Annotated in this window: 22 protein-coding genes; 12 read left to right on the top strand and 10 right to left on the bottom strand. The window is 74.5% G+C overall.

From position 1 onward, the window contains the following. Positions 1-16: 16 nt before the first annotated feature. A complete protein-coding gene (locus AC5L3Z_RS15445) occupies positions 17-613 on the top strand; it encodes a DNA-3-methyladenine glycosylase I (protein ID WP_494842558.1) in 597 nt (198 codons plus the stop codon). Then, on the top strand, positions 610-1,191 hold the full coding sequence (locus AC5L3Z_RS15440) for a hypothetical protein (protein ID WP_494842557.1): 582 nt from the start codon (positions 610-612) through the stop codon (positions 1,189-1,191). The genes AC5L3Z_RS15445 and AC5L3Z_RS15440 overlap by 4 nt, the downstream gene beginning before the upstream one ends. Before the next feature lie 134 nt (positions 1,192-1,325). On the opposite strand, the gene AC5L3Z_RS15435 is transcribed toward AC5L3Z_RS15440, so the two are convergent. Then, positions 1,326-2,117: an enoyl-CoA hydratase-related protein gene (locus tag AC5L3Z_RS15435; protein ID WP_494842556.1), complete on the bottom strand. Its 792-nt coding sequence runs from the start codon at positions 2,115-2,117 to the stop codon at positions 1,326-1,328. 4 nt (positions 2,118-2,121) lie between these two features. After that, positions 2,122-2,940 carry a PaaX family transcriptional regulator gene (locus tag AC5L3Z_RS15430; protein WP_494842554.1) on the bottom strand — a complete coding sequence of 273 codons (819 nt, stop codon included), beginning with the start codon at positions 2,938-2,940 and terminating at the stop codon, positions 2,122-2,124. Positions 2,941-3,130: 190 nt separating this feature from the next. Here AC5L3Z_RS15430 and AC5L3Z_RS15425 point away from each other — a divergent pair, with 190 nt between their 5' ends. After that, a complete protein-coding gene (locus tag AC5L3Z_RS15425; protein ID WP_007455245.1) occupies positions 3,131-3,298 on the top strand; it encodes a DUF3117 domain-containing protein in 168 nt (55 codons plus the stop codon). Positions 3,299-3,442: 144 nt separating this feature from the next. Continuing rightward, positions 3,443-4,918 carry a leucyl aminopeptidase family protein gene (locus AC5L3Z_RS15420; RefSeq protein ID WP_494842553.1) on the top strand — a complete coding sequence of 492 codons (1,476 nt, stop codon included), beginning with the start codon at positions 3,443-3,445 and terminating at the stop codon, positions 4,916-4,918. Between the two features lie 47 nt (positions 4,919-4,965). Here AC5L3Z_RS15420 and AC5L3Z_RS15415 read toward each other — a convergent pair whose 3' ends face one another. Then, a complete protein-coding gene (locus AC5L3Z_RS15415) occupies positions 4,966-5,574 on the bottom strand; it encodes an O-methyltransferase (protein WP_334529696.1) in 609 nt (202 codons plus the stop codon). A 258-nt stretch (positions 5,575-5,832) separates the two neighbouring features. On the opposite strand from AC5L3Z_RS15415, the gene AC5L3Z_RS15410 reads away from it, so the two are divergent. After that, positions 5,833-7,173, top strand: coding sequence for a S1C family serine protease (locus tag AC5L3Z_RS15410; RefSeq protein WP_494842552.1), 1,341 nt, complete (start codon positions 5,833-5,835; stop codon positions 7,171-7,173). A gap of 74 nt (positions 7,174-7,247) precedes the next feature. After that, positions 7,248-7,670, top strand: a complete 423-nt coding sequence (locus AC5L3Z_RS15405; protein ID WP_494842551.1) for a twin-arginine translocase TatA/TatE family subunit — start codon at positions 7,248-7,250, stop codon at positions 7,668-7,670. 448 nt (positions 7,671-8,118) lie between these two features. On the opposite strand, the gene AC5L3Z_RS15400 is transcribed toward AC5L3Z_RS15405, so the two are convergent. From AC5L3Z_RS15400 to AC5L3Z_RS15390, 3 genes are all read right to left on the bottom strand, one after another. Continuing rightward, a complete protein-coding gene (locus tag AC5L3Z_RS15400; protein WP_334615452.1) occupies positions 8,119-9,267 on the bottom strand; it encodes an Mrp/NBP35 family ATP-binding protein in 1,149 nt (382 codons plus the stop codon). A 102-nt stretch (positions 9,268-9,369) separates the two neighbouring features. Then, on the bottom strand, positions 9,370-9,975 hold the full coding sequence (locus AC5L3Z_RS15395) for a DUF1003 domain-containing protein (RefSeq protein ID WP_494842549.1): 606 nt from the start codon (positions 9,973-9,975) through the stop codon (positions 9,370-9,372). Then, positions 9,968-11,248, bottom strand: coding sequence for a magnesium transporter MgtE N-terminal domain-containing protein (locus tag AC5L3Z_RS15390; protein ID WP_494842547.1), 1,281 nt, complete (start codon positions 11,246-11,248; stop codon positions 9,968-9,970). The genes AC5L3Z_RS15395 and AC5L3Z_RS15390 overlap by 8 nt, the downstream gene beginning before the upstream one ends. Positions 11,249-11,281: 33 nt before the next feature. Here AC5L3Z_RS15390 and AC5L3Z_RS15385 point away from each other — a divergent pair, with 33 nt between their 5' ends. Beyond that, the gene (locus tag AC5L3Z_RS15385) at positions 11,282-12,151 is read left to right on the top strand and encodes a PhzF family phenazine biosynthesis protein (protein ID WP_494842545.1); all 870 of its coding nucleotides are present in this window, start codon (positions 11,282-11,284) and stop codon (positions 12,149-12,151) included. 79 nt (positions 12,152-12,230) lie between these two features. Beyond that, positions 12,231-12,764: a hypothetical protein gene (locus tag AC5L3Z_RS15380; protein ID WP_494842543.1), complete on the top strand. Its 534-nt coding sequence runs from the start codon at positions 12,231-12,233 to the stop codon at positions 12,762-12,764. Between the two features lie 43 nt (positions 12,765-12,807). Here the strand turns inward: AC5L3Z_RS15380 and AC5L3Z_RS15375 are convergent, their stop codons facing one another. Continuing rightward, positions 12,808-13,506: an HAD family hydrolase gene (locus AC5L3Z_RS15375; protein WP_494842541.1), complete on the bottom strand. Its 699-nt coding sequence runs from the start codon at positions 13,504-13,506 to the stop codon at positions 12,808-12,810. Between the two features lie 97 nt (positions 13,507-13,603). Between AC5L3Z_RS15375 and AC5L3Z_RS15370 the strand changes: the two genes are divergently transcribed. After that, positions 13,604-14,569, top strand: coding sequence for a DMT family transporter (locus AC5L3Z_RS15370; RefSeq protein ID WP_494842539.1), 966 nt, complete (start codon positions 13,604-13,606; stop codon positions 14,567-14,569). A gap of 141 nt (positions 14,570-14,710) precedes the next feature. Next, positions 14,711-16,861, top strand: coding sequence for an APC family permease (locus tag AC5L3Z_RS15365; protein ID WP_494842537.1), 2,151 nt, complete (start codon positions 14,711-14,713; stop codon positions 16,859-16,861). A 101-nt stretch (positions 16,862-16,962) separates the two neighbouring features. Here the strand turns inward: AC5L3Z_RS15365 and AC5L3Z_RS15360 are convergent, their stop codons facing one another. Next, on the bottom strand, positions 16,963-17,787 hold the full coding sequence (locus AC5L3Z_RS15360; RefSeq protein ID WP_494842535.1) for an SDR family NAD(P)-dependent oxidoreductase: 825 nt from the start codon (positions 17,785-17,787) through the stop codon (positions 16,963-16,965). Between the two features lie 126 nt (positions 17,788-17,913). On the opposite strand from AC5L3Z_RS15360, the gene AC5L3Z_RS15355 reads away from it, so the two are divergent. Then, positions 17,914-18,870, top strand: coding sequence for an HpcH/HpaI aldolase/citrate lyase family protein (locus tag AC5L3Z_RS15355; RefSeq protein ID WP_334529663.1), 957 nt, complete (start codon positions 17,914-17,916; stop codon positions 18,868-18,870). Between the two features lie 43 nt (positions 18,871-18,913). Here the strand turns inward: AC5L3Z_RS15355 and AC5L3Z_RS15350 are convergent, their stop codons facing one another. Then, positions 18,914-19,417 (bottom strand): DUF4190 domain-containing protein, encoded by a 504-nt coding sequence (locus tag AC5L3Z_RS15350; RefSeq protein ID WP_494842533.1) that lies wholly within the window; start codon positions 19,415-19,417, stop codon positions 18,914-18,916. Between the two features lie 117 nt (positions 19,418-19,534). Here AC5L3Z_RS15350 and AC5L3Z_RS15345 point away from each other — a divergent pair, with 117 nt between their 5' ends. After that, positions 19,535-20,440 carry an SDR family NAD(P)-dependent oxidoreductase gene (locus tag AC5L3Z_RS15345; RefSeq protein ID WP_494842532.1) on the top strand — a complete coding sequence of 302 codons (906 nt, stop codon included), beginning with the start codon at positions 19,535-19,537 and terminating at the stop codon, positions 20,438-20,440. Positions 20,441-20,443: 3 nt separating this feature from the next. On the opposite strand, the gene AC5L3Z_RS15340 is transcribed toward AC5L3Z_RS15345, so the two are convergent. Then, a complete protein-coding gene (locus AC5L3Z_RS15340; RefSeq protein ID WP_494842530.1) occupies positions 20,444-21,019 on the bottom strand; it encodes a DUF4190 domain-containing protein in 576 nt (191 codons plus the stop codon). Between the last annotated feature and the right edge of the window lie 100 nt (positions 21,020-21,119).

The raw sequence follows: 21,119 nt of genomic DNA, 5'->3' as shown, positions 1-21,119 counted from the left end.
CCCTAGCCTGTACGCCGTGAGCGACCTGGTGAGAGGCCCGGACGGGCTGCCCCGCTGTGCCTGGGGTGCGAGCACCCCGGACTACGCCGTCTACCACGACGAGGAGTGGGGCCGGCCGCTGCGCGGCGACGACGCGCTCTACGAACGGCTCACCCTGGAGGCGTTCCAGTCCGGCCTGTCCTGGCTGACCATCCTGCGCAAGCGCCCGGCGTTCCGGCTCGCCTTCGACGAGTTCCGGATCGAGCGGGTCGCCGGCTACGACGAGTCGGACGTGGCCCGCCTCCTCGCCGACGTCGGGATCGTCCGCAACCGCGCCAAGATCGAGGCGGCGGTCGCCAACGCCCGCGCCGCACTGGAGCTGCCCGACGGCCTCTCCGCCCTGCTCTGGTCGTACGCGCCGCCGCCGCGGGCCGCCCGGCCGGAGTCCTTCGCCCAGGTGCCGGCCCTGACCCCGGAGTCCACCGCGCTGGCCAAGGCGCTCAAGAAGCGCGGCTTCCGCTTCGTCGGCCCCACCACCGCGTACGCGCTGATGCAGGCCACCGGGATGGTGGACGACCATCTCGCGGGCTGCCACGTCGCCGCCACGGCGGCCCGTGATGGGATGGGTGCATGACCGCGACCGACCACCGCAGCACCGGCAGCGCCGATGTCGACGGGCGGGACGACGGCGCCTGGGCGGTGCTGCTCCCGGCCGGGCGTCTCGACGCCGAACGCCTCGTCCACCACGACACCCTGGAGCTTCCCGCCCCGGCCGGGGAGCCGGGACCGCGCCCCGGCGCCCCGGTGGCCGTGCTGGCCGACGGCCCGCTGCGCCTGGTGGCGCTGGGTCGGGTGGCCCGCCGCGAGGACGGGACGCTGGCCGTGGCGTACACCCGCCGGGCCTTCGACGAGCCGGTGCCGGCGGAGCCGGTGCGGGTCACCGGGCCGGTCACCGCGCTCGACGCCGACGTCTACCGGGACCTGGTCGACCGGCTCGGCCCGCCCCCGCTGCGCCGCACCTGGCTGGTCAGCCTGGATCTGCCCATCGAGGCGGACTCGCGCGCCGAGGCGGTCCGGCTCTTCTGGTCCTACGTGCAGGAGCTGGGCCCGGCGGAGCTGCCCGCGTTCGTCTCGCCCTCCGGCGACGAACTGGCCATGCAGGCGTTCGTGCTCGGCGCCGAGGCCAACCAGGACCCGGAGGAGGACGACTAGCCCGCCGGCGGTCGTCCGGGGACGTCCACTGTGGCGGTGACCCGGGCAGGGGGCCTGTCGCAGCCGGCGTGCGGCCGCCTGCCGGTCGGCGACGCGGCCGGCGGCCGGGCGTCCGGCCGAGGCGCGGAAGTCGCTCAGTGTCCCTCGAAGACCGGCTCCTGCTTGTTGACGAAGGCCATCGTGGCGGCGCGGTGGTCGGCGGTGGCCCCGCAGATCGACTGGGCCTGCGCCTCGGCCGCCAGGGCGTCGGCGAGGGTGCCCGCGTCGGCGATGGAGAGCTGCCGCTTGATCGCCCCGTACGCGATGGTCGGACCGGCGGCGAGCCGGGCGGCCAGCTCCTGCGCGGTCGGCAGCACCTGCTCGTCGTCGTCGACCAGCCTGGTGAGCAGCCCCAGCCGGCAGGCCTCCTCGGCGCCCACCGGCTCGGCGAGCATGAGCAGCTCGACGGCCTTGGCGTGGCCGACCAGCCGGGGCAGCGTCCAGGACGCCCCGGTGTCGGCGGCCAGGCCCACCCCGGCGAACGCCATCAGGAACTTCGTCTTCGGCCCGCCGACCCGGAAGTCGGCGAGGAACGCCAGCGAGGCGCCCGCCCCGGCGGCCATCCCGCGCACCGCGGCGATCACCGGCTTGGGCAGGTTGGCCAGCCGGGCGGCGATCGGGTTGTAGTGCGCCCGCACGGTGTCCAGCGGGTTCGCGGCGGCGGACTGGAGGGTCTGCACGTGCTCGCGCAGGTCCTGGCCGGCGCTGAACTGCCCGCCCGCCCCGGCCAGCACCACCGCCCGGCAGGACCGGTCGGTCTCCAGCTGTGCCAGGGTGTCCCGGAGCGCCTCCTTGAGCGCCACGTCGAGCGAGTTCATCGCCGTGGGTCGGTTCAGCGTCAGGGTGACCACGGCGTCGGTCCGGTCGACGAGCAGCGGCTCGGTCACGTTGTCAACGACCCTTCTGTCGGACGAGGCGGTTGCCGGAGTCGAGGCACTGCTCGACGTACCGGTCGGCGGCCGGCCGCAGCCGGGCCGCGTGCCGGTCGAAGAAGCTGGCCGCGGCGGTGCCGGGCCAGCGCTCCGGGAGCAGCGCCGGCGGCAGCTGCGGGTCCCGGAAGAGGAAGGTACGCCACGCGTGCACCAGGCGGAACCGGGCCGCGTAGGCCTCCTCGTCCCCGCTGCGCACGGTGACCCCGGCCAGCTGTGGGCGCTGCTCGGCGACGAACCGCTCGTACGCGTGCCCGATCTCGGTGAGGTCCCAGGCGCGGCGGACGATGCCCATCGCGCCGGGGGTGCCGGCGGCGTGCGCGGCGGTGAACCGCTCGTAGCGCACCCCGGCCTCCTCCAGCAGCACGTCCACGTCCTCGCTGGCCCGGGTCGCCACCCAGGTGTGCTCGTCGAGGGTGCCGTAGCCGAGGAAGCTCAGGTTGGCGGCGAGCCGCTGCCGTTCCCGCCGACCGTTCGGCGTCTCCAGCACCAGCAGGTCGAACCGGCCGTCCCAGCTGATCCGGCCGGTGCGGTAGATCCGGGCGGCCGCCTCGTCGAGTCGGCGGGCGGCCTTCGGTGTGATCGAATATCCGGGTCCGGAGGCGAGACGGAGCGGGTCGAGCCAGCCCTGGCGGACCATGCGGGAGACCGCGGTCCGCACCGCCGGTGGTGCGATGCCCAACGGCGCCAGCAGCTTGACCAGGGCGGCGACGGGTGCGCGCCCACCCCTCGGTCGGAGGTAGTCGCCGTACAGGTCGAAGAGTGCCGACCGTGCCTGCATGACCGCACATTGTGACAGGCCTTCTCAAGATAAGCTAGATGCTGTTACATCAATGCTGCTCCGGTTTGGGTCCGGCGGTGTTCATCAGGGAAAATCATTGGTCGACACCCCCGCGTACCTTGCGGGTGGTCATGACGAAATGGCTGTGGGGCAACCCACCGACCCTGGTGTAGGTCTGAGGGGAGACAACATGGCGGCGATGAAGCCGCGGACTGGCGACGGTCCGCTGGAAGTCACCAAGGAGGGCCGGGGCATCGTCATGCGGGTCCCGCTGGAGGGCGGTGGCCGGCTCGTCGTCGAGATGACTCCCGACGAGGCCAACGCGCTCGGTGACGCACTGAAGGCGGCCGCCGGCTGAGCGACCGACGGTCCGCGCGAACCCGCGCGGACGGCACGTCGCGTCCCTGAGCCACCGGCACGGCCGGTGGCTCAGGGACTTCGCATGTCACTCGCGGGGCGCCCGGGCCCCGTCGCACCAACGTCATCGGAGGTACGGTCCAGCGTGCTCGCCATCCGTCTGACAGCCGGCGCCGACCGGCTGGACACTCTCGTCCTGCCCGTCCGGTCCGGCGACGCGACCGCCGGGTCCGAGGCCCCGGCGGAGCTGCTGGCCACCGGCGCCGGACTGCCCGCCGAGGCGCTGGCGGAGGCGGCCGAGCTGCTGCCCGCCACCCGGCTCACCGGCCGGTCCGGCGAGACCCGGGCCCACCTGCGCCCCGGTCGTACCCCCGCCCGGCTGCTCCTGCTCGGAGTGGGCGACGGCGGCGAGAAGGACTGGCGCACCGCCGGGGCGGGGCTCGCCCGCGCCGCCGCCGATGAGACACAGATCACTTTCGCGCTGCCGGTCGACGTCCCGGCCGGGGCGGTCGGTGCCCTCGTCGAGGGGCTGCTGCTCGCCTCCTACCGGTTCCGGATGACCGACGCCGGGAAGGCCCCCGCACTCGCCGAGGTGGACCTCCTCCTCGCCGACCCGGAGGCGTACCGGGACGCCGTCGAGACGGCCGAGACCGTCGCCCGGAACACCCGGCTGGCCCGGGACCTGACCAACACCCCCTCCTCGGTGAAGAACCCGCAGTGGTTCGCCGACCAGGTGGCGGCCGCCGCGGCCGAGCTGCCCGACCTGCACCTGCGGGTGCGCGGCCCGGAGGAGCTGGCGGCCGAGGGCTTCGGCGGCATCCTCGCCGTCGGCGCCGGCTCGGCCAGCGGTCCCCGCCTAGTCGAGCTGGAGTGGCGGCCCGCCGACGCCCGCACCCATGTGGTGCTGGTCGGCAAGGGGATCACCTTCGACACCGGCGGCATCTCGATCAAGCCGGTGCCGGCGATGAAGCTGATGCGCAAGGACATGGCCGGCGCGGCCGCGGTGGTCGCGGCGACCCTGGGCGCGGCGGCGCTGCGGCTCCCGGTGCGGATCACCACCCTCGCCCCACTGGCCGAGAACATGGTCAGCGGGTCGGCCTTCCGTCCCGGCGACGTCGTCCGCCACTACGGCGGGCTGACCAGCGAGACCACCAACTCCGACGCCGAGGGCCGGCTGGTGCTCGCCGACGCCCTGGCCTACGCCGAGCGGGAACTGCGGCCGGACCTGCTGATCGACCTGGCCACCCTCACCGGGGCCAACGCGGTGGCGCTCGGCAAGCGGATGGGCGCCCTCTACAGCGAGAACGAGCAGCTCGCCGCCGACCTGCTGGCGGCCATCGACGCGGCCGGCGAGGCAGCCTGGCGGATGCCGCTGCCCGCCGACTACGTCGAGCACCTCGGCAGCGACCTGGCCGACCTGCACAGCTCACCCGCCGTGGGCGGCGGATCGGTGACCGCCGCGCTCTACCTGCGCGAGTTCACCGGCGACCTGCGGGACCGCTGGCTGCACATCGACATGTCCGCGCCGTCCTGGTCGGACGGAGACGACGCCGAGCTGGCCCGGGGCGCGACCGGTTGGGGCGTACGCGGGCTGCTGCGCTGGCTGGCGACGCTGGACTGAGCCGCCGGTGCCGGCGCGGCGCCGGACCGCTGGGGGTCAGCGACGGGTCAGCACTTCACCGCGGCGAGCAGGCCGTCACCGACCGGCAGCAGCGCCGCCGTCCAGTGCTCGGACTCCCGGATCGCCTTGATCGTCTCGCGGATGGTGACGGTCTCGGCGTCCCGGGCGGTCGGGTCGCCGATCCGACCGCCGGCGAAGGCGCCGTTGAGGGCGAGCACCCCGCCGGGCCGCAGCAGCCGCAGCGCGGCGTCGGAGTAGGCGGCGAAGCCGGTCGGCTCGGCGTCGACGAAGACCAGGTCGTACGCGCCGTCGGCGAGGCGCGGCAGCACGTCCAGCGCCCGGCCGGTGATGATCCGGGTACGACCCGGCGGGAAGCCCGCCTCGACGAAGATCCGCCGGGCGATCCGTTGGTGCTCGACCTCCAGGTCGATGGTGGTGAGCACCCCGTCGACGCGCATGCCGCGCAGCAGCCAGACCCCGCTCACGCCGGTGCCGGTGCCGATCTCGACCACCGCGCGGGCGTTGCCCGCGGCGGCGAGCAGGCGCAGCGCCGCCCCGGCCCCCGGCGTCACCGCGTCGAGGCCCACCTCCCGGGCGAGGCTGCGGGCCGTCCGCAGCACGAGGTCCTCGCCGACGTACGACTCGGCGAACTGCAACGCCTGCGCCGTCGGACTGCCGGAACTGGCGACCGTGGCGATGGGACACCTCCGGGCGGCGGGAGTGGTGCGAGGGGCGGGTTGGCGGTATGAGCCTAGAGGCGAGCCCTCCGCCGCGCAGCCGCGCCGTCCGCCGATGACGATCACGCCCGGGCAAGAGCTGACTCCACCCGACGCATCCGTGCAATCCTGGAGGCGGTACCCCTCTCGCCGCGCCGGTCACCCCTGCAGGCCGTGGCACGGGGAACCGGGGACGGAGTGGGAGGCACCGACGTGACCGACGGCTGGGACTGGCGCCGGCCCGGTGGGGCACCGGCACCGGCGGGACCGCCGGCCGGGCCGCCGCCGGCTGTGCCGCCGACGGCGCCCCCCGGCGCCGGGCAGGGCGGGACATCACCGTGGTGGTCCGACGCGCTCGCCGACCCCTGGCGGGACCCGTACGCGCCCGCCGCGGTGGTCGTCCCGGTCGGGCCCACCCCCGGCGCCGGCCCCGAGCCGGTGACCGACCCGGACGCGCCGGGCCGGCCCGCGCTGCGGCAGCTGCTGCTCGTCCCGCTGGTCGTCGCGCTGCTCGCCGGCGCCCTCGGTGGCGCCCTCGGCTACGCCTTCGCGGTGCGCGGCGGGGCCGGTGGCGGCGTGGCGCTGGGCGCCCGCCCCGCCGAGGCGCCGGCGCTCGCCCAGCGTCGCCCCGAGTCGCTCGCCGGGGTCGCCGGGAAGATCCTGCCCAGCGTGGTGACCGTACGGGTGGCCAGCCTGGGCGGCACGAGCGAGGGCTCCGGCTTCATCGTCAGCGCCGACGGGCACGTGATCACCAACGACCACGTGGTCGCCGGTGGCACCGGCCGGGCCTCGGTGGTCTTCAACGACGGCAGCACCGCGCCGGCCCGGCTCGTCGGGCAGGACCCGGAGTCGGACATCGCGGTCATCAAGGTGGACCGCGCCGGCCTGCGCCCGGTCGAGTTCGGCGACTCCGACGCGCTCGCCGTCGGCGACCCGGTGCTCGCCGTCGGCTCCCCGCTCTCGCTGGCCAACACGGTCACCGCCGGCATCGTCAGCGCGCTGGACCGCACCATGCAGGCGGGCGAGCCCGGTGGTCCGGTGCGGTACTACGCGGCGATCCAGACCGACGCGGCGGTCAACCACGGCAACTCCGGTGGCCCGCTGGTGGACTCCGCGGGTCGGGTGATCGGGGTCAACTCGACGATCAAGTCGCTGGTCGGCGAGGGGCAGGAGGCGGGCAACATCGGGCTCGCCTTCGCCATCCCGATCAACCAGGCCAAGCGGATCACCCAGGACATCATCGGCACCGGCAAGGCCCGCCGTACGGTGATCGGCGCCCAGGTGGGCGGGACCGGGACCGCCACCACCGCCGGGGCCGGCGTACGCCTGGCGGCGGTGGAGCCGGCCGGCCCGGCGGCCGGCGCCGGCCTCAAGGCCGGGGACGTGATCGTCAAGCTCAACGGCCGGCCGATGACCGAGCCGACCGACCTGATCGCGCTGGTCCGCAAGTACGCGCCGGGCTCGGTGGTGACGGTGGAGTACCGGCGGGGCTCGGCCCGGCAGAACGCCTCGGTGACGCTCGCCGCAGACGCCAAGTGAGCAGCGGTCACCCCCTCCCGGTTGGCGGTCCGACGTGCGTAGTCTTGGCGTGACGCCGACGAGGAGGCCCAGCAGTGTTCGAGAACCTGAACTGGTGGGAGATCGGTGCGCTGCTGCTCCTGGCGCTGCTGATCTTCGGTGACCGGCTGCCCGCCGTGATCAACGACGGCCTGCGGCTGGTGCGCAACCTGCGCAACATGGCCCGCAACGCCACCGGCGACCTGAGCCGCGAGCTGGGTACCGACATCCAGCTGGAGGACCTCCACCCGAAGGCGTTCATCCGCAAGCACCTCCTCAGCGAGGAGGACGAGGCGGCCATCCGCAAGCCGTTGCAGGGCGTCTACGACAACATCCGTTCCGACGTGACCGGCGTGCACGACGAGTTGAAGGATGTGGCCTCCGCCGCGGACCTGCGCTCCTCCGGTGCCCGCCCGGCCACCGCGACCGGCGGCTCGCCCGCGCCGGCCCCGCGCCCCAGCTACGACGACGCCACCTGACGCCTCCTTTCGCCCCGCGCCAGGAAACCTCTGCACGACCACTCCGCGCCGCAGTGCGGCCAACACCCCGCCCCGGCCCCGGCCCCTGCTCCGGCCCCGGCCCCGGCCTCTGCCCGGTTCCTGCCCCGGTCCCGTCCCGCCGGCCGGGGTGACGTCGACCCGTCAAGATCGTGCTATTTCCTGGAAGTAGTGGCTTCTCGCTGCACTGATGCCCCTACTTCCAGGAAATAGCACGATCTTGGGTGGTGGCCGGTGATCAACCAACGACGCGTGATTCGTTGGCGTCATCAGCTCCAAAGGGCGGTGAGGAACTCCTTCGCCTGACCCGTGCGGGGCGGCGCGAGGGCTGTGTGGGTACGGAAAGAGGGGCCTCCCTGACGTGGGAGGCCCCTCTTTCGGGTCTTGCGGCGGCCCGGCGGCCCCGGCCCGGCGGCCGGAACGGGAAAGGTCAGCGACCGGCGGGCTTGAGGCCCAGCGGCTTGCCGAGCAGGGACTCACGCCGGATGGCGAGCCGGTCGGCGACCTTGCCCAGCGCCTTGGCGGCCGGGGACTCCGGCGCGGCCAGCACGATCGGCTGGCCGGCGTCGCCGCCCTCGCGGACCCGGGTGTCCATCGGGATCTGACCGAGCAGCGGCACCTGCGCGCCGATCGTCCGGCTCAGCGACTCGGCGACCGCCTCGCCGCCACCGGCGCCGAAGACCTCCATCCGCGAGCCGTCCGGCAGCTCCAGCCAGGACATGTTCTCGATGACGCCGACCACCCGCTGATGGGTCTGCAGGGCGATCGCGCCGGCCCGCTCGGCGACCTCGGCGGCCGCCGCCTGCGGGGTGGTCACCACCAGGATCTCGGCGTTGGGGAGCAGCTGCGCCACCGAGATGGCGATGTCGCCGGTGCCCGGGGGGAGGTCCAGCAGGAGGACGTCCAGCTCGCCCCAGTAGACGTCACCGAGGAACTGCTGGAGCGCCCGGTGCAGCATCGGGCCGCGCCACACCACGGCCGCGTTGCCCGGGGTGAACATGCCGATCGAGATGACCTTCACGCCGTGCGACTGCGGCGGCATGATCATGTCCTCGACCCGGGTGGGCTTGCCCTCCGCGCCGAGCATCCGGGGCACCGAGTGGCCGTAGATGTCGGCGTCGACCACGCCGACGGAGAGGCCCCGGGCGGCCAGCGCGGCGGCCAGGTTGACCGTGACGCTGGACTTGCCGACGCCGCCCTTGCCGCTGGCCACCGCGTAGACGCGGGTGCGGGAGCCGGGCTGCGCGAACGGGATCACCGGCTCCTGCGAGGCGCTGCCGCCCCGCAGCTTCGACTGGAGGTCCTGGCGCTGCTCGGTGCTCATCACCCCGAAGTCGATCTCGACACCCGTCACACCGGGCACCGCGCCCACGGCGGCGGTGATGTCGGTGCGCAGCTTGTCCTTCAGCGGGCAGCCGGCCACGGTGAGCAGCAGCTCGACCCGGACCACGCCGTCGTCGCCGAGCACGGCGGAGCCGACCATGCCGAGGTCGGTGATGGGCCGGCGGATCTCCGGGTCGTTGACGGTGGCCAGGGCGGCCTGGATCGCGTCGTTGACGGTGCTGACGGGTGCTGACATGCGGGCAATGTTACGTCGGCGTGATCGGCGACCACGTCGAGCCGGGCCGGGGTGTGAGCGAATCGATGGCCCCGGTGCGGGTGCCCGGCCGGGACCGCGCCCTCAGCTCTCCGGGACGCCGTCCCGGGCGGCGCGGTCGCCGTCCAGGTCGTCGCGGGGCTCGTCGAGCCCCTCACCACCGCGCTGGACGGCCCTGCCCTGCTGCCGACGCTCCAGCCGCAGCCGGCGCTGGGCCGCCTCGTCCAGCTCCTCCGCCAGCCGGGCCAGCTCGGAGCGGAGGAAGTCCCGGGTGGCCACCTCGCCCATCGCGATCCGCAGCGTGGCGATCTCCCGGGCCAGGTACTCGGTGTCCGCCTTCTGGGCGGTCGCCCGCCGCCGGTCCTCCTCCAGCGCCACCCGGTCCCGGTCGGCCTGCCGGTTCTGCGCGAGCAGGATCAGCGGTGCGGCGTACGACGCCTGCAACGACAGGATCAGGGTCAGGAAGGTGAAGGTGTACGGGTCGAACCGCAGGTGCGCCGGGGCCAGCGTGTTCCAGCCGAACCAGAGCGCGATCACCACCGTCATGTAGACGATGAAGTTGGCCGTGCCCATGCCCCGGGCGATGCCCTCGGACCACCGGCCGAACGCCTCCGGATCGAACCGGGGCAGCTTGACGCCCCGGGGCTCGCGCGGCTGGTCCAGCCGCTCGGCCCGCCGCTGCTCAGCCATCGGCGCGGTCCACTGCCTCGGTGCTCGGGGCCGGTACGGCGTCCCGGTCCCGCCAGTCCGGGGGCAGCGAGTGGTCGAGCACGTCGTCCACGGTCACCGCGCCGACCAGCCGGTTGTTGCGGTCCACCACCGGCATCGCCACCAGGTCGTAGGTGGCCATCCGGCGGGTGATCTCGGGCAGCGGGGTGGTCGGGCGCAGCGGGTCGATGTCGTTGACCACCACCCCGCCCAGCAGGTCCGCCGGGGGCTCCCGGAGCAGCCGCTGGAAGTGCACCATGCCCAGGTAGCGGCCGGTGGGGGTGGTCATCGGGGCGCGGGTGACGAAGACCTGCGCCGCCACGGCCGGGGAGAGCTGCTCCTCCCGGATCCGGGCCAGCGCCTCCGCCACGGTCGCGTCCGGCGGCAGGATCACCGGCTCGGAGGTCATCACGCTGCCGGCCGTGCCGGAGGCGTAGCGCAGCAGCTGGCGGACCGGGTCGGCCTCGCCCGGCTCCATCAGGTCCAGCAGCACGTCCTGCTCCGGCGGGGGCAGCTCGTTGAGCAGGTCGGCGGCGTCGTCCGGGTCCATCTCCTCCAGCACGTCGGCGGCCCGTTCCCGGTCCAGCGCGGCGAGGATCTCCACCTGGTCGTGCTCGGGCAGCTCGCTGAGCACGTCGGCGAGGCGTTCGTCGTCCAGCGCCGCCGCGACCTCGTTGCGCCGGGTGTCCGGGAGGTCCTGGAGGGCGTTGGCCAGGTCGGCCGGGCGCATGTCCTCCAGCACGGCGAGGAGGTTGGCCGTACCCCGGTTGTCGGCGTTGATGCCGCTGAGCCCCCGCACCCGGTCCCACTCGACCTGGTGCAGGTGGCCGCGGCGGGTTAGCCGGCTGACCTGCTCCCGGACCGCGACCCGGGACAGCGACCACTCGCCGCCGCGGCTGCACTCCATCGCCACGTCGACGACCGCGCCGGGCTGGCCCGTGTCGAGCTGCACCCGCCGATCCAGCAGCTCCTGGAGGACCAGCAGCTCGTTCGGGCGCTTCTCGAAGCGACGCAGGTTGAGGGTGCCGCTGCCGAGGACCACCGCGTCGGCGTCGATGCTGGTGATCCGGTTGATGGACAGGAAGATCCGCCGGCGCATCGGCATCTCGGCGACCAGACCCACCACTTCGGGTGGGCGTTGGGTCGGCCGGAGCCGGGCAACCGCGTCGCGGACCCGCCCCACCTGGTCGCCGTTCGGGTCGAAGACGGCGACTCCGGCGAGTCGGGCGATGTAGACCCGGTTCGGCGTGCTCACGGGCACCAGCCTAAGCGCCTAGTGTTTATCAACATGTCGACCTTGGCCTACGAGATCGTGGACGTCTTCACCGACCGCCCGTTCGCCGGCAACCCGCTGGCCGTGCTCTTCGGCGCCGAAGGGCTGGCCACCGAACAGATGCAGGCGCTCGCGCGGGAGTTCAACCTGTCGGAGACGGTGTTCGTCCTGCCTCCCACCCAGGTCGGCGCCACCTACCGGGCCCGGATCTTCACCCCGGTCGCGGAGCTGCCGTTCGCCGGGCACCCCAGCGTGGGCGCGGCGGTGACCGCCGCCCGGCGCGGCATGTTCGGTGTGGGGCAGGTCACCCAGGAATGTGGGGCGGGAGTGCTTCCGATCGAGGTCACCGCCACCGGCGCCACCCTGACCGGCGGCACCCCCACCCTCGGGCCGGAGCTCGACCCGGAGCCGCTGCTGGAGATGGTCGGCCTCACCGCGGCCGACCACGCCGGCCCGGCGCCCCGGGTGGCCGGCTGCGGGCTGGAGTTCCCCTACCTCCCGGTACACCCGGACGCGGTGGCCCGCGCCCGGGTCAACGCGGCGGCGGCGGAGCGGTACGGGGTGGAGCATGTCAGCGTCTTCTCCTGGGACGCCGACGCGCAAACCGCGCACGCCCGGGTCTTCGTCCCCGGACTGGGTGTGCCGGAGGACCCGGCGACCGGCTCGGCCGCCCTCGGTCTGGGCGTCTGGCTGGTGGCCAGCGGGCTGCTCCCCGCGCGGGGACGCTCCGGGTACACCGTCCACCAGGGGCTCGAGATCCACCGCCCGTCCGTGCTGACCTGCACGGTGACCGCCGAGGGCGGTGCGGCGCTCGGCGCCACCGTCACCGGCCACGTGGTGCCGATCGCCCGGGGTGAGATCGCCGTACCACCCTTCGTCGGCTGACCCGCCCGGCCGGGCCGCTGGTCGACGCCCGCGGGGAGCAGGGGGCCCGGTCGGCGGCGATGGCGCGGGAGCGGCCGGAATGCGGGAGGATGCCGGGGTGACTGACGAGGTGGATGGACACGTCACCACGCCGCTGGTCGACGAGGCGATGAAGAAGGCCGCAGTGGCCTGGGTGAGCGTCTCCGACGGCCCGGCGCTGGCGTTGTGGTGCGTACCCCTGGAGGGGGCGCTCTTGGTGGTCAGCGGGCCCGGCGAGCAGTCCGCGCCGGGGCTGGCGGACGCGGCCGGGGCGCGGGTGAGCCTGCGCGGCGACCACGGGGGGCGGATCGTGACCTGGCCGGCCCGGGTGACCCGGGTGACGCCCGGCACGGAGGCGTGGGAGAACGCGGCGCCGATGGTCGCGGCGAAGCGGCTCAACGCCCCGGGCCCCACCGCCGACCTGGTCGCCCGCTGGGAGGCCGACGGCTGCGCGCTGAACCGGCTCGCCCCGGCCGGCACGCCGGAGGCCGGCGGGGAGCTGCCGGACGATTCGCAGGCCGAGACAACGCGCGGCGCCCCGGTGGTACGCGCGCCCCGCAAGCCGTTCCGCCTGCACCGGGTCCGCCGCCGCTGACCCGACGGCCGGGCTCGGGGCCCGGCTGCCCGGGGCGACCAGGTCAGCAGGTCGCCGGCAGCGCGCCGACCAGCTCGACCACCTCGCTGAGCGACTGGACCACCGGGCCCTCCCAGCCCTCCTCCGCGTCGAAGACCAGGTGGCCGGCCAGGTCGGGCGCGGCCAGCCGGACCGCCGTCATCCCGGCCCGCTGCGCGCCGGTCAGCTCCCGGCTGCCGCCGTCACCGACGTAGAGGCAGTCCTCGGGACGCACGTCGAGGCGTTGCGCGGCGGCGAGGTAGAGCGCCGCGTCCGGTTTGCACCGGCCGAGTTGGACGGAGAAGATCCAGACGTCGAGCAGGGGAGCGACCGCCAGCTCCGGCAGGAACGCCGGCAGCTCGTGGGTGCAGTCGCTGACGACGCCGGTGCGGACCCCGAGCCGGCGTAGGCCGGCGAGGGCGGACACCGCGTCCCGGCGCAGTCGGGTGTCGGTGCGTACCGCTTGGTGCCGGGCGGCCACCGCGGCCCGTACGGCGGTGTCGGAGGGGTGCACGCCGGCCTGCGCGCAGACCCAGCGCAGGGTCGCCTCGGCGTTGCCCTGCTCACCGCTGGCCCGCTGGTAGAAGGTCCGGTCGAGCACCGCGGCGAGGGTGTCGGCGGGGCAGCCGAGCAGGTCGGCGGTCCTCTGGTGGGCCGCGCCGCGCTGCACGCCGCGGGTGAGGGTGCCGAAGAAGTCGAACAGCACCGCCTGGACAGTGGTCATGGGGGAGCGCCTCCGGACGTCGAGGGGGTCGCCGGCGCGGACGCGCATGATCGTAACGGAGCGCTGACGGAACGTGGCGCCGGGTGCTGTGTGAGGATTGCTCTCCGTGTCGTCCCGCCCGTACCGCCCTCCCGTGGACCCGCTGACCGCCGGCGTCCTCGCCGTCGCCGTCGCCGCGGTCTCGTCGTCCGCCCCGCTGATCGCCTTCGCGGCGGCCCCGGCGCTGGCCGTCGCCTTCTGGCGCAATCTGCTCTCGGTCGGCGTGATCGGCCCGTTCTCGCTGGCCCGCCGTCGGTCGGAGTTCCGGGCGTTGACCGTCGGGGCGGGCCGGCGGGAGGGCCTCTACTGCGTGCTCTCCGGGGTGGCGCTGGCCGCCCACTTCGCCACCTGGATGCCGAGCGCGCAGCTCACCTCGGTCGCCGCGGCCACCGCGCTGGGCGCCACCCAGCCGGTGTGGCAGGGGCTGATCGCCCGCTGGCAGGGCCGGCACCTGCCGTACGCCGTCTGGGCCGGCATCGCCGTGGCCGTGACCGGCGCGGTGCTGGCCACCGGCGCCGACTTCGCCGCCTCCGGCCGGGCCTTCGCCGGTGACCTGCTGGCGGTGACCGGTGGCATGTTCGCGGCGGTCTACACCGCGTTCGGCGAGCGGGCCCGCGCCACCATCAGCACCGCCACCTACACCACCATCTGCTACGGCGTCTGCGCGCTGCTCCTGCTGGTGGTCTGCCTGGTCGGCGGGGTGCCGCTGACCGGCTACGCCACGAGCACCTGGCTGGCCATCCTCGGGCTGGTGGCCGGCGCCCAACTGCTCGGCCACTCGATGTTCAACTATGCCCTGCGGCGGGTCTCGGCGACCACGATCAGCGTGCTGGTCCTGTTGGAGGCGCCGGGCGCGGCGCTGATCGGCTGGGTGTGGCTGGGTCAGCTTCCCCGCCCGCTGGCCCTGCCGGGGCTGGCGCTGCTACTGGCCGGGGTGGCCGTGGTGGTGCTCGGCGGAGCCCGCGCCGGCCGCCGTCCCGCGCCGGCCCCGGTCCCGGCCGACGCCGCCCCACCCGCTCCCTGACCCCCCGCCGCGCGGAGGACCACCCGCACGGAGGTCCGGCCCGGCGCGGCGCGCGGTCGGCCGCTGCGGGGCGAGTACGGCTGTTCCGCCCCCGTGATCGCCTCCGCCGCGTGAGAGTGCCAGAGGGGGTGACGGCGGCGGATGGCGCGAGGGCAGCGGGGCGAGGACGGGGACGACAACGGCACGGTCGTCACCCCGTCGGCCGAGTTCCCGCCGTTGGCCCCCGCGGAGCTGGACACGCTGCGCCGCATCGGTCACCGCTGGCGCCCGGGGGACGCCGGTGAGCTGCCCGTCGATCCGACCCTCGGCCGGCGGCCGGGACGTCCTCAGCCGGGGCGGTTCGGCCGGCTGGCGCCGATCGCGCTGTTCCGCCCGGTGGAGCCGGACGAGCTGGTGGCGACCGAGCGGGCCAACCTGCCCGGCTCCCGCCTCGGCCGGGCGCTGACCCGGGCCCGGCGCGCGGTCCTCGGCCCGCCGCTGACCAGCGCCGCCGTGCTGTACGAGCGGATGCGCAAGCTGGTGGCGCTGCCGGTGCTCTCCTCCGACCTGCTCAGCTCGGTGGCGTACGGCCCGGAGGCGATGCTGGGCGTGCTGCTGCTCGCCGGCAGCGGCGCGTTGGCGCTGTCGTTGCCGCTGGCCGCCGTGCTGGTGGTGCTGATGGTCGCGGTGGGCGTGTCGTACCGGCAGACCATCGTGGCCTATCCGCACGGTGCCGGCTCCTACGTGGTGGCGGGGGAGAACCTCGGCGCCGGGGCGGGCCTGGCGGCCGCCGCCGGGCTGATGATCGACTACGTGCTGACCGTGGCCGTGTCGGTGGCCGCCGGGATGCACGCGGTCACCTCGGCGCTGCCCGGGCTCGTCCCGCTGACCGTGCCGCTGGGCGTGCTGGTGATCGCCGGCCTGCTCGCCGGCAACCTGCGGGGGGTCCGCACCGCAGGTCGGCTCTTCGTGCTCCCCACGTACGCGTTCGTGGTCGCGCTGGGCGCGGTGCTGGTGGTGGGCTGGCTCCAGGCGGCGGGCCGGGGATTCCGGCCGCTGCCCCCGCCGCCGGTGCCGGCGGTCGAGGGGCTCGGCCTGCTGCTGGTGCTGCGCGCGTTCGCCTCGGGGGCGGTGTCGATGGCGGGCATCGAGGCGGTGTCGAACGCGGTGCCGGCGTTCCGCCCGCCGGAGTGGCGCAACGCCCGCAGCACGCTCGGCTGGATGGTGGCCATGCTGGTGGTGCTCTTCGTCGGGCTGACCGGGCTGATCCACCTGACCGGTCTGGTGCCCGCCCCCGGCGAGACCCTGGTGTCCCGGCTGGCCCGGGTCACCTTCCCCACCGGCCCCTGGTACGCCCTGGTCCAGGCCGCGACGGCGCTGATCCTGCTGTTCGCGGCGAACACGGCGTTCAACGGCTTCCCCCGGCTGCTCTTCTTCATGGCCCGCGCCGGTCACGCGCCCCGCCGGTTCCTGCACATGGGGGACCGGTTGGCGTTCAGCAACGGGCTGACCGCCCTCGCGGTCGCCGCCGCGGTGGTCTTCGTGCTCTTCCGGGGGCGCACCGGGTCGCTGATCCCGCTCTACGCGGTGGGCGTCTTCCTGGCGTTCACCCTCTCCCAGACCGGCATGGTGGTGCACTGGCGCCGTCGGCGCGGGCCGGGCTGGCGGCGGCGGCTGGCGGTCAACGGGGTCGGGGCCGTCCTCTCCGGGCTGGTGCTGGTCACCGCCGCGGTCAGCAAGTTCACCGAGGGCGCCTGGCTGGTGGTGCTCGCCGTACCCCTGCTGGTGCTGCTCCTGCAACGGGTGCACCGGCACTACCGGACGCTGCACGCAGCCCTGGCCCCGCGCCCGCCCGCCGGTCCGGGGTTGCCGGCGGGGCCGGGCGAGGGGGAGGAGCTGCCCCAGCAGGTGCGGCACCTGGTGGTGGTTCCGGTGGCCCGGCTCAACCGGGCGTCGCTTCGCGCCCTGGCGTACGCGGTGTCGCTGGGCCGGCCGACGCTGGCCGTGCACCTGGCGCCGGAGGAGGCGGAGGCGGACCGGTTCCGGGAGCAGTGGCGCGCCTGGGGGGACCACGTCCGGCTGGAGACCATCGTGTCGCCGTACCGGGCGGTGATCGGGCCGTTGGCGCACTACCTGGAGGCGCTGCACGACGCGGCGCCGGAGCTGATGTTGACGGTGATCGTGCCGGAGGTGGTGCTGCGTCGTCGCTGGCACCGGCCGCTGCACAGCCGGGCGGAGCAGCGGCTGCGGCAGGCGTTACGGCCGCTGCCGGGGGTGGTGGTGACGAGCGTGCCGGTGCACCTCAGCGAGTGAGCGGGCTCGCGGGGTCGGCCGTGCTGCCGGTGGGGTCTGTGCCTGTGGTCATTGGGCGGAGTATGGCAGCGGCGCAGCGGCGGTCGACACCGGAAGAGCCGTCAGTCGCCGAGGCCGACGGCCTTGGCGCTGGCCTCCCAGAGCCGCGCGGCGAGCTGCGGGTCGGCCGCCTTGCGCAGCGGACGGCGCAGACGCCGGTCCGCGTGGTAGGCGCCGTTCACCAGCCGCGACGGGTCCTGGTTGGCCAGCCAGACCAGCGTCTCGGCGCCCTTCTCCGGGCTGCGGAACGGCAGGAGCCGCATGCCCAGGGCGACCAGCCGGCTGTCGTTGCCGAACCGGGTCCGCACCACGCCGGGATGGAAGGAGTACGCCGGGACGCCCGGCCAGCGTCGGGCCGCCTCGGCGGCGAAGAGGATGTTGGCCTGCTTGCTGGTGCCGTACGCCTGGATCGGGCGGTAGCGGCGCAGGGCGGCGTTGAGATCGTCCGGGTCCAGCACCCCGCTGCGGTGCGCACCGGAGGCGGTCACCACCAGCCGGCCGATCCGGTCGGCCAGCAGATTGCTGAGCAGGAACGGGGCGAGGTGGTTGGCCTGGATCGACAGCTCGAATCCGTCCACCGTGGTGAGCGGTTGCAGCACGATCGCCCCGGCGTTGTTGGCGAGCACGTCGATCCGGTCGTACGTGGACCGGAGCCGCTCGGCGAGCCCACGCACGTCGTCGAGCACGGCGAAGTCGGCGCGGAACAGCTCGGGGCGCTCGCCGGCGGCCTCGCGTACCCGGTCCCCGGCGGCCTGGAGGCGGGCCGGGTCCCGCCCGACCAGCACCACCTGGTCGCCGCGTCGGGCCAACTCCACGGCGGCGGCGAGGCCGATGCCGGAGCTGGCCCCGGTCACCACCACGATCCGGCGCCCAGTGAGATCTTCCACAGGTCCATTCACCCCGGTCACGGCACGAGGTTACCGTGGCGTCACAACGCCCTTTGGGATCGTTCAGTTCCCGGTTAATTTCAGGTGGCGTCGGCGGGACCGCCGGACGCTGGAAGGAGCGCATCCATGGCCGCTGTCGGTCGCCCCCGCCGGTCCTGCCTCGCGGTACCCGGTTCCAGCGTCAAGATGCTCGGCAAGGCCCAGGGCCTGCCGGCCGACCAGGTCTTCCTCGACCTGGAGGACGCGGTCGCCCCGCTGGCCAAGCCGGACGCGCGCAAGAACATCGTCGCCGCGCTCAACGAGGGCGACTGGGCCGGCAAGACCCGGGTGGTCCGGGTCAACGACCTCACCACCCCGTGGACCTACCGGGACGTCATCGAGGTGGTCGAGGGCGCCGGCGCCAACCTCGACTGCATCATGCTGCCGAAGGTGCAGAACGCGGCCCAGGTGCAGTGGTTGGACCTCACCCTGACCCAGATCGAGAAGACCCTCGGCCTGGAGGTCGGCCGGATCGGCATCGAGGCGCAGATCGAGAACGCCGCCGGCCTGGTCAACGTCGACGCCATCGCGGCCGCCTCGCCCCGGGTGGAGACCATCATCTTCGGCCCGGCCGACTTCATGGCCTCGATCAACATGAAGTCGCTGGTGGTCGGCGCGCTGATCCCCGACTACCCGGGCGACCCGTACCACTACATCCTGATGCGCATCCTGATGGCCGCGCGGATGCACGACAAGCAGGCCATCGACGGGCCGTTCCTCCAGATCCGCGACGTGGAGGCGTTCCGCGAGGTGGCGAAGCGCTCGGCGGCGCTCGGCTTCGACGGCAAGTGGGTGCTGCACCCGGGCCAGATCGACGCCGCCAACGAGGTCTACCAGCCGGCCCAGTCCGACTACGACCACGCCGAGCTGATCCTCGACGCGTACGAGCACTACACCTCGGAGGCCGGCGGCAAGCTCGGCGCGGTGATGCTCGGCGACGAGATGATCGACGAGGCGTCCCGGAAGATGGCCCTGGTGATCGCGGCCAAGGGACGCGCGGCCGGGATGAGCCGCACCTCCACCTTCACCCCGCCCTCGGAGTGAGCCGGCGGGCCGCCCCGGGCGCCCGGGGCGGCCCGCCGCTCGCTCAGAAGTCGCTGCCCCCGCTGCTGGTGTCGGCGATCGCCAGCACGATGATCACGATGTAGAAGGCGATGAGCAGCAGCAACAGGCCGGTGAGGATCCAGCCGACGATGATGGCGGCCTTCGCCATGCCCTCGCCGCCCTCACCGGTCTCCCGGATCTGCTTGCGGGCCACGTGGCCGAGGATCGCGCCGATCGGCGCCGTGATGCAGGAGGCGAAGCCGACCAGGGAGAGCACCAGGGCGGCGATCGCCATGCTGTTGGTCTTGGGCGCCGTCGGGTAGCCGTAGCCGGGGTAGGCCGGCCCGGTCGGGTAGGCAGCGGCGGCGGCGGCGTACGGGTCGGCCGGCGCGGCCTGGGGCGGGTACGGCGGCGCGCCCGGGTACGGGGCGGCCGGGGCGTACGGGTCCTGGCCGGTCGGCTGGGCGGGGATCGGCTGGCCGCTGACCGGGAGGGTCGGGTCGGCCGGGGGTTCGTTCCAGCCGCCGGCGGGCGGGGGATAGGTCATGAGGTCTCTCCGTCGCGTGTGGGTGCGCCGTCAGGGTAGCCACGGTGGGGCAAATCCGAGGTCCCCGGCACCGGGTGCCGCGTTGCCCGGGCCGTCCCGACCGGGCAGGATCGCGGCATGGCTATCGACGCGCGCGGCGCGGACCGTTCCGGCACCCGACCGAGGCGGGACGTGAGCCGTCCCGGGCTGCCCCGGCGGACCCGCGCCGTCGCCACCGCCGGGTCGGCCGACCAGGACGAGCCGGCGCCGCTGGCCGAGCCGGTGACCATGCGCCTCGACGGGCGGGTCGCCCTGGTCACCGGGGCGGGCAGCCCGGACGGCATCGGGTACGCCACGGCCCGCCGGCTCTCCGACCTCGGCGCCCGGGTCGCGATCGTCTCCACCACCCGGCGCATCCACGAGCGGGCCGGTGAGCTGGGCGTGACCGGCTTCGTCGCCGACCTCACCGACGAGTCGGAGGTCGGCGCGCTCGCCGACGCGGTGGCCGAGCAGCTCGGCGACGTCGAGGTACTGGTCAACAACGCCGGCCTGGCCAGCCGGGCCAGCCCCGAGGTGCTGCGCCCGGTGGTGCAGCTCAGCTACGACGAGTGGCGGGGCGAGATCGACCGGAACCTGACCACCGCCTTCCTGTGCAGCCGCGCCTTCATCGGCGGGATGGCCGAGCGGGGCTGGGGGCGGATCGTCAACCTGGCCGCCACCGCCGGGCCGGTCAACGCGCTGCCCACCGAGGCGGCGTACGCGGCGGCGAAGGCCGGGGTGGTCGGGCTGACCCGGGCGCTGGCGATGGAGATGATCGCCGACGGGGTGACCGTGAACTCGGTGGCCCCGGGGACCATCCACACCGCCGCCTCCACCGTGGCGGAGATCCGGCAGGGCCTCGGTACCCCGGTCGGCCGCCCCGGCACCCCGGACGAGGTGGCCGCGGCGATCGCCTTCCTCTGCTCGCCGGCCGCGTCGTACATCACCGGACAGATGCTGGTGGTCGACGGCGGCAACAGCGTGCGCGAGTCGCAGTTCCGCTGACGGTCAGTTGTAGGTGTTGCCGCCGTCCGGGTTGGCCCAGATGGCCAGGGCGATCCAGCCGCAGCAGATCAGCAGTCCGATCGCGGTGAAGACGTAGCTGAGGATCAGCCCCCAGGTGGCGAGCTGGTCGCCCTGCTCGCCGCTGCGCCGGATCTGTCGCTTGGCCAGGTGGCCGAGGACGATCCCGGCCGGGGCGAAGACGAACGCGAAGACCAGCGACAGGATCGCCAGCGCGTTGGGGCCGCCGCCACCGCCCGGAGGCGGCCCGTACTGCCCGTACGGGCCCTGCGGCGGGTAGGGCGGCTGCTGGCCCCACTGCGGGTGTTCGGGACGACCCCACTGCGGCTGGTCACCGCTCTGGCCCCACTGCTGGTCGCCGCCCTGCCCCCACTGCGCCTGGTCCCCCGGCCGGCCCCCGCCGGGCTGGTCGGCGGGCTGGCCCCACTGGGGTTGCTCGCCGGAGCGGCCCCACTGGTCGGACTCGGACGGGCGGTCCCAGCCGGACCGGTCGCCGGGGCGACCCGGCTGCTCGTACGGCGAGGGGGGCTGGTCCGGCTCGCCCGGTGGTGGATAGCTCACCCCGTCCGCCTCTCCGCCGCAGGTCACTGGGGTTCTCTCTTGCGGACGCTACCCGTAGCGGTGAACCTTTTCACAGCGGTTGTGTGGACTGGTCACCTTG

Source organism: Micromonospora sp. LZ37 (assembly GCF_059359015.1).
Note: the sequence above shows the minus strand (reverse complement) of the source record. Positions and strands in the feature narration are given on the sequence as shown.

Coding starts and splice junctions, on each gene's coding strand:
- AC5L3Z_RS15440 (WP_494842557.1), top strand. CDS start 610: ATGACCGCGACCGACCACCGCAGCACCGGCAGCGCCGATGTCGACGGG.
- AC5L3Z_RS15430 (WP_494842554.1), bottom strand. CDS start 2,940: ATGCAGGCACGGTCGGCACTCTTCGACCTGTACGGCGACTACCTCCGA.
- AC5L3Z_RS15425 (WP_007455245.1), top strand. CDS start 3,131: ATGGCGGCGATGAAGCCGCGGACTGGCGACGGTCCGCTGGAAGTCACC.
- AC5L3Z_RS15400 (WP_334615452.1), bottom strand. CDS start 9,267: ATGTCAGCACCCGTCAGCACCGTCAACGACGCGATCCAGGCCGCCCTG.
- AC5L3Z_RS15395 (WP_494842549.1), bottom strand. CDS start 9,975: ATGGCTGAGCAGCGGCGGGCCGAGCGGCTGGACCAGCCGCGCGAGCCC.
- AC5L3Z_RS15385 (WP_494842545.1), top strand. CDS start 11,282: ATGTCGACCTTGGCCTACGAGATCGTGGACGTCTTCACCGACCGCCCG.
- AC5L3Z_RS15380 (WP_494842543.1), top strand. CDS start 12,231: ATGCGGGAGGATGCCGGGGTGACTGACGAGGTGGATGGACACGTCACC.
- AC5L3Z_RS15375 (WP_494842541.1), bottom strand. CDS start 13,506: ATGACCACTGTCCAGGCGGTGCTGTTCGACTTCTTCGGCACCCTCACC.
- AC5L3Z_RS15365 (WP_494842537.1), top strand. CDS start 14,711: ATGGCGCGAGGGCAGCGGGGCGAGGACGGGGACGACAACGGCACGGTC.
- AC5L3Z_RS15355 (WP_334529663.1), top strand. CDS start 17,914: ATGGCCGCTGTCGGTCGCCCCCGCCGGTCCTGCCTCGCGGTACCCGGT.
- AC5L3Z_RS15350 (WP_494842533.1), bottom strand. CDS start 19,417: ATGACCTATCCCCCGCCCGCCGGCGGCTGGAACGAACCCCCGGCCGAC.
- AC5L3Z_RS15345 (WP_494842532.1), top strand. CDS start 19,535: ATGGCTATCGACGCGCGCGGCGCGGACCGTTCCGGCACCCGACCGAGG.